Annotated in this window: 10 protein-coding genes and 2 pseudogenes; 10 read left to right on the forward strand and 2 right to left on the reverse strand. The window is 24.2% G+C overall.

Going from position 1 to position 12,836, the window contains the following annotated elements; genetic code table 4:
* Positions 1-64: 64 nt before the first annotated feature.
* Positions 65-1,015, reverse strand: a complete 951-nt coding sequence (locus AAHJ00_RS02750) for an IS30 family transposase (RefSeq protein WP_342223766.1) — start codon at positions 1,013-1,015, stop codon at positions 65-67.
* A 57-nt stretch (positions 1,016-1,072) separates the two neighbouring features.
* On the opposite strand from AAHJ00_RS02750, the gene AAHJ00_RS02755 reads away from it, so the two are divergent.
* From AAHJ00_RS02755 to AAHJ00_RS02790, 8 genes and pseudogenes are all read left to right on the forward strand, one after another.
* Complete coding sequence (locus AAHJ00_RS02755; RefSeq protein WP_342224431.1) at positions 1,073-1,456, forward strand: hypothetical protein; 384 nt, start codon at positions 1,073-1,075, stop codon at positions 1,454-1,456.
* Between the two features lie 265 nt (positions 1,457-1,721).
* Complete coding sequence (locus AAHJ00_RS02760; protein ID WP_342224432.1) at positions 1,722-3,902, forward strand: hypothetical protein; 2,181 nt, start codon at positions 1,722-1,724, stop codon at positions 3,900-3,902.
* Between the two features lie 47 nt (positions 3,903-3,949).
* Positions 3,950-4,351, forward strand: coding sequence for a hypothetical protein (locus tag AAHJ00_RS02765; RefSeq protein ID WP_342224433.1), 402 nt, complete (start codon positions 3,950-3,952; stop codon positions 4,349-4,351).
* Between the two features lie 53 nt (positions 4,352-4,404).
* Positions 4,405-5,228 (forward strand): IS5 family transposase gene (locus AAHJ00_RS02770; RefSeq protein ID WP_342223477.1). Its coding sequence is split into 2 segments (ribosomal slippage): positions 4,405-4,801 and positions 4,801-5,228, totalling 825 coding nucleotides; the frame shifts between segments, so codons are not numbered across the junction.
* 181 nt (positions 5,229-5,409) lie between these two features.
* Positions 5,410-6,083: pseudogene (locus AAHJ00_RS02775) on the forward strand (IS5 family transposase); the annotation flags it as partial.
* 807 nt (positions 6,084-6,890) lie between these two features.
* Positions 6,891-7,714 (forward strand): IS5 family transposase gene (locus AAHJ00_RS02780; RefSeq protein ID WP_342223526.1). Its coding sequence is split into 2 segments (ribosomal slippage): positions 6,891-7,287 and positions 7,287-7,714, totalling 825 coding nucleotides; the frame shifts between segments, so codons are not numbered across the junction.
* Positions 7,715-7,892: 178 nt separating this feature from the next.
* Positions 7,893-8,195: pseudogene (locus AAHJ00_RS02785) on the forward strand (transposase family protein); the annotation flags it as partial.
* Between the two features lie 213 nt (positions 8,196-8,408).
* Positions 8,409-8,876 carry an IS30 family transposase gene (locus AAHJ00_RS02790; RefSeq protein ID WP_342224604.1) on the forward strand — a complete coding sequence of 156 codons (468 nt, stop codon included), beginning with the start codon at positions 8,409-8,411 and terminating at the stop codon, positions 8,874-8,876.
* Positions 8,877-8,888: 12 nt separating this feature from the next.
* Here AAHJ00_RS02790 and plsY read toward each other — a convergent pair whose 3' ends face one another.
* On the reverse strand, positions 8,889-9,587 hold the full coding sequence (plsY, locus tag AAHJ00_RS02795) for a glycerol-3-phosphate 1-O-acyltransferase PlsY (protein WP_342224434.1): 699 nt from the start codon (positions 9,585-9,587) through the stop codon (positions 8,889-8,891).
* Positions 9,588-9,943: 356 nt separating this feature from the next.
* On the opposite strand from plsY, the gene AAHJ00_RS02800 reads away from it, so the two are divergent.
* Both AAHJ00_RS02800 and parE read left to right on the forward strand, forming a co-directional pair.
* The gene (locus AAHJ00_RS02800) at positions 9,944-10,867 is read left to right on the forward strand and encodes an alpha/beta hydrolase (RefSeq protein WP_342224435.1); all 924 of its coding nucleotides are present in this window, start codon (positions 9,944-9,946) and stop codon (positions 10,865-10,867) included.
* A 30-nt stretch (positions 10,868-10,897) separates the two neighbouring features.
* The gene (gene parE / locus AAHJ00_RS02805; RefSeq protein ID WP_342224436.1) at positions 10,898-12,811 is read left to right on the forward strand and encodes a DNA topoisomerase IV subunit B; all 1,914 of its coding nucleotides are present in this window, start codon (positions 10,898-10,900) and stop codon (positions 12,809-12,811) included.
* The last annotated feature ends 25 nt before the right edge of the window (positions 12,812-12,836 follow it).

The raw sequence follows: 12,836 nt of genomic DNA on the forward strand, positions 1-12,836 counted from the left end.
TTTCTGTTTTATTTTGTGCAATTAATGAAAAATAATGATTGCCAAATTGTAAAGTTAAGTGCAACTAAATTATTTTTCTAACCAAATATTCGATTGGTGAAAGATAATTTAGTATTTTTCTTGGTCTTTGGTTTAAAGACAATATAAATTTATGAACTGCATTTTTAGTAGTATTTGAAAAATTAAATTTTTTAGGAAATTTTTCTCTAATTAAACCATTAGTATTTTCATTAGTACCTCTTTGTCAAGGCGAATACGCATTAGCAAAATAAATTTTCACATTTAAATTTTTTTCAAGTTGTTGTCAATTAGAAAATTCTTTGCCCCTATCAAATGTTATAGTCTTAACAAGATTATTTGGAAGAATTGATAAATAATGGCTAATGTTTTCGTTAATAACTTTAGTAGTTCTATTTTCAACTAACATTGCTAAAGTAAATCTTGATGTTCTTTCAACTAAAGTTATTAAACATGATTTACTTTTACCTCGTGATGATACTACAGTATCACCTTCTCAATGACCAACAGTTATACGATTATTAACATTAATATTTCGTTCTTTAATTGATTTACCATTAAATTTACCGCGATTTTCTTGAGATTTTCGTTTCTTACCTTTTCTTCTTAAATTTTTATTAGTAACTTTTTCAAGTAATCCAGAATAAATTCAATTGTAAATTGTTTTAAAACTAATAATTCATTCTTTATGAAAATTTTTAATTCTGCCATAAATTTGTTCAGGCGATCAACCTAATAGTAATTTTTGTTGTACATATTTTACTAATTCTCTATTTTTAAACTTATGAAAATAAACATGTGATTGTTTTCTGTTTTCTGCTTTATTTTGTGCAATTAATGAAAAATAATGATTACTATCTTTATTTCTATTGACTTCTCGAATAATAGTACTAATACTTCGATTAAGATTTTTAGCTATTTCACTAATTTTTACTTTAAACTTCAATTGATTCTCAATATAAATTCTTTCATATATGCCAAGATGTTTGTAACCCATATAAAAACTCCTTGCTTTGTTTTTTCTAAAATAAACTTAGCATCATGAAATTTTTATATGAGATTTTTTGCAATTTTATTTACTTGCACTTACAAGTATAATTCAGCAAAATTAAGAATTAAAAATTCTTTTAAAAAGCAGTGGTTAAAAATAGTATTAAGTATCATTTTCATCTTTATAAGCTTATTAATTTGTGCATTAACAGTAATCGATACTAAATGAATAACCGGAACAAGTGACGAATTTAATGATTTTATGAATAAAGAAATGGTTAATTTCTTTGGCAAGTTCAATAGTGGTATTATGCTGGCGGGAATATTTGTTTTTTGATGAGGCGGAGCAGTATATTTTGCACTTAAATTTGAAAAATTAATTCGCTTGATTGTTCAGAAAATTAAAACAAAAAGAGCCTTAAAAAATGAAATCACACAAGCTCATTAATTCTTTAAAAAAATATTGATGGAGAATTTTACCTTACATTTTTATGATTACTATCTTTTTCATTCCATTTTTAAAATTGGAAATTAATGATTTGAAATTATTATATGAAAAATTTGAAGTATTAATTTCACTTATGATACTAGAGTATTTAGATATATGCATTACAATAGCAGTAGTTATAAACTGTAGCATTGAGTGACTTATTAAAAAAATCAAAATCAAAAGAACAATGAAAAATAAAATATTTTAAAAAGGAGTGATAAAAATGTTTATGAAAATATTTACCGTAATAATTATTAGTTTCAATAACATTTTTACCATTCCCCAAAACATTAACAATGATGAAATGACAACACAATCACTAATTAGAAATAAAAGACAAAATAACCAAATTTACGAAAAAGAAGTTAAACTTGAAAATTTAAAAGAAGTTGAAATTGAGAATATTCAACAGCATCATGATGAATTAAAAATAATAATAAAAGTTCCTATAAATATAAATAAAAAAAATCTTGAAGAAGTACTTAAAGAAAGACCAAAACCAACAAATGATAAACTTGAATTTATAACTCCTGCTTTTTCAAAAAACAATGAAATAAGAAAAAATATTGAAGATTTAACAGGAAAATATGGCAAAATAATTCACCAAAATAACAATAGAAAAACATACAAAATCCAAAAGTTTATCCAATTAGAAATGACAATAAATTACTATGATCACTCAAGCGGATATAGAATAGAAATAAATCCTAGAAAAACATTTATCATTAAAACAGAAAAAGATACAACCGACATTGATTTGCCAGAAACAACCACCAAATTTGATGGAAACCATAACTATAACGATGTTGTTGATAATCTTGATTATTTAATGATTCATCGCGGTGATTTTGACAAATTCAATTATTCTTATCTTTATTGAACACCAGTATTTAATTTCATTGACACCTTAGAAAAAGGTTACTATAAAGAATTTATGATTAAAAATCACGGCTTTAAGGACGAGAGCTATTTTTATCATAAGACTTCAACTATTTTATCAAACTCAGAAATAATTGATCCGACAAATGCAACCAAAATTGAAGTTATAAAAAAAATTAAAAAAATACTTAATGAAAAAATTAACAATCTTGCTGGCGTAAATATTGCAATTGAAGGCATTGACTATAATACAGAAATTAAAGACAATGACAACAATTACTTAGATGATAGGGATACTTTTGATTTAACAACAGACAATGTCACTGACAGAACATTTACCGTTAAATTCACTGCAATTGAAACGAGTACACAATTGCAAGGAACAAATACCATTAAAATGGTCATTTCGAAACAAGAAGATATCAACGATAATGTGCTTAAAATTAAGGCATTTAACAAAACTCTAATTGCTGGAAATAAGTATTTACAACTGCTACATGGTGAGACCGAAATCTGAAAATACAACACCAAAAGGGCTAACGATTATTACCTAATTAAGTATCTTTTCGGAACTTTAAATTATCTTAATGTTAAATTTAGTTTTCTACGCTATGACCCCGATTTGCGAAATGACATTTACTTTTATTTTAAAAACAACATTCCTAGTATTAATAACAGCGATTACAAAAATATTTTTGATGAAATCTATGAAATCCTTGGCAACTTCTTTGCTAGTTTATTTTATGCTACTTTTGATATGGACGAAAAAACTCATACCGAAATTGATTTTAAGGGTATAGAAAACTATAAGAAGGATTACTTTATTCAAATAGGTTTCTTTTATCGTTCATTAATTACCTTTTATCCCAAAAAATACTTAGTAAATATTATAGGAAACTCAGAATTATTACTAAGAAGTTATTTCTTTACTTTTGACAAAAAAACGCATCAAGAAAATTATAATGCGATTAAAAATAATAACAGCATTTATCAAATTGATTTTAATGTCCTTAAATCTTACGACAATAAACTAATTACCTTGCCAACCAGCAAGACTGCTAACAGTATTAATTATCTCAATACAGATATTGATATTCGTTATGGTATTAATATTTTTACCTTAACTTTTCCACTTTATCACAAAGGTAATATTTCTAACTACAATTTTAAAATTTATGACTTTAATGTATTAAATTCAACAGCCTTTATCCCTGATGGTTCAAATAACAGTGAATGAGACGATTTAATTCCACCAGCAAATTGCAAATATTCGGGACGATGAATACCAACATTTAATGATATTGGTTGTGCCATTCAAAATGCTGGTATCAAAATGCTAAACTGAATACTCACCGCTTCACAAATCATCACGATTTTACGACCATTAGCAATTATTGCAAAAGCAACAGTTAACTTTTCAATCAATATTTTTCCAGTTTTTAAAACAGTACCAGCTTTTTACTATACCTTCCAATTTTTAATCGGTTTTGCCATTTTTCTAATGATTTTAAGGATTTTCGTGTAATATTATATATATATATATATATAGAAAAAAATAAAGAAGTTAAAATTATGAAATTTTTAAATATACTAACTCTCTTGGAGTTAGCAACATTATCCATAACTGCTTGTAATAATAAAACAAATAAATCAATAACACCACCAATAATTAAAAATCAAATTTACGAAAAAGAAGTTAAACTTGAAAATTTAAAAGAAGTTGAAATTGAGAATATTCAACAACATCATGATGAATTAAAAATAATAATAAAAGTTCCTATAAGTATAAATAAAAAAAACCTTGAAAAAGTACTTAAAGAAAGACCAAAACCAACAAATGATAAACTTGAATTTATAACTCCTGCTTTTTCAAAAAACAATGAAATAAGAAAAAATATTGAAGATTTAACAGGAAAATATGGAAAAATAATTAACCAAAATAACAATAGACTTCTTGCATTACTTATTTATTAAACAAAATTCCTATAAAATATATTTAAAATAGAAATTATAAGGAATTTAAGATTATGAAATTTGATAAATTTAATTTTATTAATGATAAAGAATTATTACGATTAACTGGAATAAAGCAAAGTACTTTTAATAAAATGTTAAATATTTTAAAAGAAGCTGAGTTAAAAAAGTTTAAAAGAGGTGGTAAAAATAATAAATTATCATTAGAAAATAGATTATTGATGACTTTATCATATTGACGAGAATATCGTACTTATTTTCATCTTGGTAAAAGTTTTGATATTAGTGAAGCTAGTTGTTATCGAAATATCAAGTGAATTGAAGATATTTTAATCAAACATCCTGATTTTCAACAACTTGCTGGTAAAAAAGCATTAATAAATGATTATTTTAATGATAAAACAATTATTATTGATGCTACAGAAACACCCATTCAACGCCCAAAAAAAGACAAAAACAATCTTATTCAGGAAAAAAGAAAAAACACACTATTAAAACACAAGTAATTATTGAAAAAGAAAGCAAAATAATTATTGCAACAAATTTTTCTCTCGGTAAAAAGCATGATTTTTGTTTATTTAAAGAATCAAAAATCCCAATTTTAAAAAATACTAAATTAATAGTTGATAATGGTTATCAAGGAATACAAAAAATTCATAGTAATGTTCTAATACCTAAGAAAAAAACAAAGAAAAACCCTTTAAATAAAGAACAAAAACATAATAATAAATTAATTTCAAAAATGAGAATTATTATTGAAAATATTTTTGCTATTCTTAAAAAATTTAAAATTATTACTGAAAAATATCGTAATCGTAGAAAACGATTTAGTTTAAGATTTAATTTAATTGCTTCAATTTATAATTTGCAATTATAGATAACATAAAATATTTATTTAAAATTAAATTTAAATAATAAAATAATTTTTTGTTGTGTCAAAATTTACACATTTAATAAAATCCATAAGTATTAACCTAATAAAAGTTAGAAATTACTATATAGTATTTTTTATTTACAAATAATTTGTAATTATTTTAATAAGTAATGCAAGAAGTCTATTAGAAAATAGATTATTGATGACTTTATCATATTGACGAGAATATCGTACTTATTTTCATCTTGGTAAAAGTTTTGATATTAGTGAAGCTAGTTGTTATCGAAATATCAAGTGAATTGAAGATATTTTAATCAAACATCCTGATTTTCAACAACTTGCTGGTAAAAAAGCATTAATAAATGATTATTTTAATGATAAAACAATTATTATTGATGCTACAGAAACACCCATTCAACGCCCAAAAAAAGACAAAAACAATCTTATTCAGGAAAAAAGAAAAAACACACTATTAAAACACAAGTAATTATTGAAAAAGAAAGCAAAATAATTATTGCAACAAATTTTTCTCTCGGTAAAAAGCATGATTTTTGTTTATTTAAAGAATCAAAAATCCCAATTTTAAAAAATACTAAATTAATAGTTGATAATGGTTATCAAGGAATACAAAAAATTCATAGTAATGTTCTAATACCTAAGAAAAAAACAAAGAAAAACCCTTTAAATAAAGAACAAAAACATAATAATAAATTAATTTCAAAAATGAGAATTATTATTGAAAATATTTTTGCTATTCTTAAAAAATTTAAAATTATTACTGAAAAATATCGTAATCGTAGAAAACGATTTAGTTTAAGATTTAATTTAATTGCTTCAATTTATAATTTGCAATTATAGATAACATAAAATATTTATTTAAAATTAAATTTAAATAATAAAATAATTTTTTGTTGTGTCAAAATTTACACATTTAATAAAATCCATAAGTATTAACCTAATAAAAGTTAGAAATTACTATATAGTATTTTTTATTTACAAATAATTTGTAATTATTTTAATAAGTAATGCAAGAAGTCTAATGTTGTTTTTATAACCTTTTATTAAGAATATGTTTGTTAATATTAAATATTTTGTTTTATTACTTATTTTTCAAGTAAAAAGGTAATAAATTTTTAATTGCTTTTCTTTCAAAATTATTTAAACATTTTCCTACCTAACAAAACTTTATGCGCCCCTAAAATATTACTATCAAGACTTGACATTCCAATATAAATATAGTCATCAATAGCTGCCAATCCATAAACATTAAAATTTGAAATATTATCAATTTCTGTTACTTTATTATTGTTTTCAAGATCAACACTGTAAAGTTTTCCTTGGTAATTTTCGTAATCTCCGGTTCTTGTTCCGACATAAAGTTTATTTTTTGGGTAATTAATCTATAGACTTCTCCTTTTATGCCAGTAATTTCTGTTACTTTATTATTGTTTTCAAGATCAACACTATAAAGACTACCCGATCCATCATTTTTTTCTGTTGTTCCAATATAAAGCAATTTATTATAAATAGCAAACGAAAAAATTGTTCCTTTTAAAACAATGTTATTAATTTCTGTTACTTTATTAGACTTCTTGCATTACTTATTTATTAAACAAAATTCCTATAAAATATATTTAAAATAGAAATTATAAGGAATTTAAGATTATGAAATTTGATAAATTTAATTTTATTAATGATAAAGAATTATTACGATTAACTGGAATAAAGCAAAGTACTTTTAATAAAATGTTAAATATTTTAAAAGAAGCTGAGTTAAAAAAGTTTAAAAGAGGTGGTAAAAATAATAAATTATCATTAGAAAATAGATTATTGATGACTTTATCATATTGACGAGAATATCGTACTTATTTTCATCTTGGTAAAAGTTTTGATATTAGTGAAGCTAGTTGTTATCGAAATATCAAGTGAATTGAAGATATTTTAATCAAACATCCTGATTTTCAACAACTTGCTGGTAAAAAAGCATTAATAAATGATTATTTTAATGATAAAACAATTATTATTGATGCTACAGAAACACCCATTCAACGCCCAAAAAAAGACAAAAACAATCTTATTCAGGAAAAAAGAAAAAACACACTATTAAAACACAAGTAATTATTGAAAAAGAAAGCAAAATAATTATTGCAACAAATTTTTTTCTCGGTAAAAAGCATGATTTTTGTTTATTTAAAGAATCAAAAATCCCAATTTTAAAAAATACTAAATTAATAGTTGATAATGGTTATCAAGGAATACAAAAAATTCATAGTAATGTTCTAATACCTAAGAAAAAAACAAAGAAAAACCCTTTAAATAAAGAACAAAAACATAATAATAAATTAATTTCAAAAATGAGAATTATTATTGAAAATATTTTTGCTATTCTTAAAAAATTTAAAATTATTACTGAAAAATATCGTAATCGTAGAAAACGATTTAGTTTAAGATTTAATTTAATTGCTTCAATTTATAATTTGCAATTATAGATAACATAAAATATTTATTTAAAATTAAATTTAAATAATAAAATAATTTTTTGTTGTGTCAAAATTTACACATTTAATAAAATCCATAAGTATTAACCTAATAAAAGTTAGAAATTACTATATAGTATTTTTTATTTACAAATAATTTGTAATTATTTTAATAAGTAATGCAAGAAGTCTATTTAAAGAATCAAAAATCCCAATTTTAAAAAATACTAAATTAATAGTTGATAATGGTTATCAAGGAATACAAAAAATTCATAGTAATGTTCTAATACCTAAGAAAAAAACAAAGAAAAACCCTTTAAATAAAGAACAAAAACATAATAATAAATTAATTTCAAAAATGAGAATTATTATTGAAAATATTTTTGCTATTCTTAAAAAATTTAAAATTATTACTGAAAAATATCGTAATCGTAGAAAACGATTTAGTTTAAGATTTAATTTAATTGCTTCAATTTATAATTTGCAATTATAGATAACATAAAATATTTATTTAAAATTAAATTTAAATAATAAAATAATTTTTTGTTGTGTCAAAATTTACACATTTAATAAAATCCATAAGTATTAACCTAATAAAAGTTAGAAATTACTATATAGTATTTTTTATTTACAAATAATTTGTAATTATTTTAATAAGTAATGCAAGAAGTCTATTAAAGAACGAAATATTAATGTTAATAATCGTATAACTGTTGGTCATTGAGAAGGTGATATTGTAGTATCATCACGAGGTAAAAGTAAATCATGTTTAATAACTTTAGTTGAAAGAACATCAAGATTTACTTTAGCAATGTTAGTTGAAAATAGAACTACTAAAGTTGTTAACGAAAACATTAGCCATTATTTATCAATTCTTCCAAATAATCTTGTTAAGACTATAACATTTGATAGGGGTAAAGAATTTTCTAATTGACAACAACTTGAAAAAAATTTAAATGTGAAAATTTATTTTGCTAATGCGTATTCGCCTTGACAAAGAGGTACTAATGAAAATACTAATGGTTTAATTAGAGAAAAATTTCCTAAAAAATTTAATTTTTCAAATACTACTAAAAATGCAGTTCATAAATTTATATTGTCTTTAAACCAAAGACCAAGAAAAATACTAAATTATCTTTCACCAATCGAATATTTGGTTAGAAAAATAATTTAGTTGCACTTAACTTTACAATTTGGCATTACTAAATTGTTTTTCTTGTCCAGTAAAAATTCGATAAATATTTTGATAGTGTCGTAAAATAACAATTAAAACAATCAAACCAACAATTAATTGAGTTCAATAATTAGGCAATAAGTAAGAAAAAAATAATTCGGAGTGATTAATTCACATATTTACAGGCAAATTGTTTATTTGCTTAATTCAAGAGCAACAAAAAATAGATATGGTACATATTAATGAAGCAATAGAAACAACGCGAATAATTAAAAATATTGTTCATCATACAATAGTTGCAATAATAAAATAAATCGGATTAAGAAAAAGTGTAAAGCCTAAAAAGGGCCCAACACCTTTGCCACCTTTAAATTTATGATAAATTGGTAAGCAATGTCCGAAAACTGCAAAAACAGCACTAATATAAACTGAGGTTTCACTAAGAGTAAAGGCTGATGAATTAATTAGTGATAGTAATTTTACAATTGCTAAAACAATACCAATTTTTAAACCATCTAAAATAAGAATAATTAAACCAAATTTGGTTCCCATAATTCTGGCAGCATTAGTAGCTCCGGCATTTTTAGAATAATGGTCACGGACATCGGTTTTAAAATAATATTTACTAATAAGAATTGTTGGTGATAGTGAACCAGCTAAATAACCAATAACACATCCCAAGGTTGTCATAATGATTGATGCAGTACTCATATAATCATCTCTTTTCTAAAATATTATAATTTTAATATTAGACTTGGTACATAACCCTCAATTTTATCTACTATTTTGATAATATATTATTTTCTAGATGAAGCACAAATATTAGATAAATATAAAGATGAAAGTGAATTTTATAGTTTGGTAGGTGCAAAATGTTATAGTTATGTACCAAGTCTATTATATTATTATATAAGGTAATTTTATTATATTATTGTTTAATTTATAATATAATCATTATATATGCCATAATTCTTATAATAGTTTTAGTCATCAGATATTAAAGGTAACATTATAGAAATTAAGTTTTGTACTTAAAATAGTAATTATTAGAAAAGGAAGATGAAAAAATGCAAGAATTAAAAATTTTATCGTTTGATAATAGTGAACTTCATTTATATATATGAGATCAAGTTAGTAAGCCTAAAGGGGTCATACAATTAGTTCATGGATCTAGTGAATATACTTTTCGTTATGATGAATTTGCTAAGTATTTAAATGCTAATGGTTGAATCGTTATTGGTAATGATCTTCGTGGACACGGAAAAACGGTTACTGATAAAGACCACTTAGGTTTTTTTAGTGTTAAGGATGGTTGAGATAAGCTGGTATTAGATTTAAAAGTAGTGAATGATTATATTGTTCATAATTATCCTAAATTAGGAATTACAATGTTAGGGCAATCAATGGGTTCATTTTTAGCGAGACATTATGCAACATCATACTCTTATACTATTGAATCATTAGTTATTTGTGCAACAACTTGAAAATCAAAAATGCAATTATGAATTGGCAAATTTATTGCTAAATATTTACAAAAACGACAACCATTACATGCTCCGAGTAATTTTATTAATAATTTAACTTATAAAAAATTTAGTAAGAAAATTAAAGAAAAAGATAATGATTTAGCTTGACTAACTCGTGATAAAAATATTCAAGAAAAATTTAGAAATGATCCCTTAACAGGACAAATATTTACTGCTAGTGCTTTTAAAGATATGTTTATAGGTTTATTGTATATTATGAAAAAGAAAAATATTATTAAAACTCGGAAAACTTTACCAATATTTTTTATTGGCGGAATCAATGATCCGGCCGGTAATTTTGGTAAAGGTGTTAAAAAAACTGCAAGAAAATATCGTCAATATGGTTTTAAAAAAACAAGCATTTTATTATATTCAGGAATGCGTCACGAAATTTTAAATGAAATTGGTAAAGAACAAGTATATCAAGATGTTTTAAATTTTATTAATAAGTATAATAGTAAATAATAATTAACAACAATAAAGGGGTGAATTAAAATGCTAAATAGCTATGATGAATCTTCAATTCAAGTTCTTGAAGGATTAGATGGTGTTCGTAAACGACCGTCGATGTACATTGGGTCAAAAGATAGGAAAGGATGGCATCATCTCGTATGAGAGATTTTTGATAATTCGATTGATGAAGCATTAGCTGGGTATTGTAATGAAATTAAGATTACTATTAAAAAAGATGATTCAATTATTGTTGAAGACAATGGTCGGGGAATTCCTACCGGAATGCATAAAAAAGGAAAATCAACACCAGAAGTTATTTTTACAATGTTACATTCTGGTGGTAAATTTGATGGTAATAGTTATAAAACATCAGGTGGTTTACACGGTGTTGGAGCATCAGTTGTTAATGCGTTAAGTGAATTTTGTTATGTAACAATTTATCGTGATAAAAAAATTTACGAAATTGGTTTTAAAAATGGAGGTCATTTAGCACGACATTTAAAATTAATTGGTAAAACAATAAAAACTGGTACTGTAGTTCATTTTCGCCCTGATAGTACCATATTTAATAATTTTAAGTTTTCATATTCAATGATTTGTGAGCGAGCTCGCGAGTCAGCATTATTGATTAGTGGTTTAAAAATTATTGTTGTTGATGAACATAGTAAAAAAGAAGAACAATTTTGTTTTACTAATGGTTTAGAGGAATTTGTTAAATATTTAATCGCTGATGAAAAAACTATTAGTCCAATTATGCTTTTAAAAGGTGAAATGGATAATATTCAATTAGAAGTTGGAATGCAATATAGTAATGCTTATAGTGAAAATATTATTAGTTTTGCTAATAATGTTAAAACTATTGATGGGGGGACCCATGTTATTGGTTTTCGTACTGCCATAACGAAAGTTATTAATGATTATGCTAGAACAGAAAATCTCTTAAAAGAAAAAGAAAAAAACTTTGAAGGTAGTGATGTTCGTGAAGGATTAACAGCAGTTATTTCGGTACGGATTCCTGAAAATATGATTCAATATGAAGGACAAACTAAAAGTAAATTAGGAACTAATGAAATTAAAAATATTGTTGATAGTATTGTCACTAAACAATTTTCTTTTTGATTACAAGAAAATAAGACTGTTGCTTATGAAATTTTAACAAAGATTATTAAGACTAGAGAAGCAAGAGAAGCTGCAAGAAAGGCTCGCGAACAGGCAAGAGGACAACGACAATCAAAAGGTTTAAAAGACCGAATGTTAATTGGCAAGTTAGCACCAGCACAAAACCGGAATCCTAATAAAAATGAATTATTTCTTGTTGAGGGTGATTCTGCTGGTGGCACTGCTAAAATGGGGCGAGCGCGAAGTTTTCAAGCCATTTTATCTTTAAAAGGCAAAATAATTAATGCTGAAAAATCTAATTTAGCAACATTATTAAAAAATCCTGAAATTAATATGATTACTAATGCTATTGGTGGTGGCATTGGTGAGCATTTTGATTTAGATGATGTTAATTACGATAAAATTATTATTATGACAGATGCTGATGTTGATGGGGCACATATCCAAATTTTATTATTAACTTTCTTTTATCGTTATATGAAGCCTTTAATGGTTGCACAAAAGATTTATTTAGCATTACCACCGTTATATAAAATTAGTAACAAAAAAGCTAGTGAAATTAGTTATGCTTGAAGTCAAAAAGATTTATATAAGCAATTGGAAAAACAAACTAAAAGTGAAATTCAGCGCTATAAAGGACTTGGAGAAATGAATGCCGATCAATTATGAACAACAACAATGAATCCAGAAACTAGACAACTAGTGCAAGTTACTATTGGTGATCGTCATAAAGCTGAAAAAAAGATTATTACTTTAATGGGTGATGATAGTGATAAACGCAAAAAATGAATTGAAGATAACATTAATTTTACATTAGACTTGGTACATAACCTTTAATTTTATCTACTATTTTGATAATATT

Source organism: Spiroplasma endosymbiont of Asaphidion curtum, assembly GCF_964031085.1.
Taxonomy (GTDB): Bacteria; Bacillota_I; Bacilli_A; order Mycoplasmatales; family Nriv7; genus Nriv7.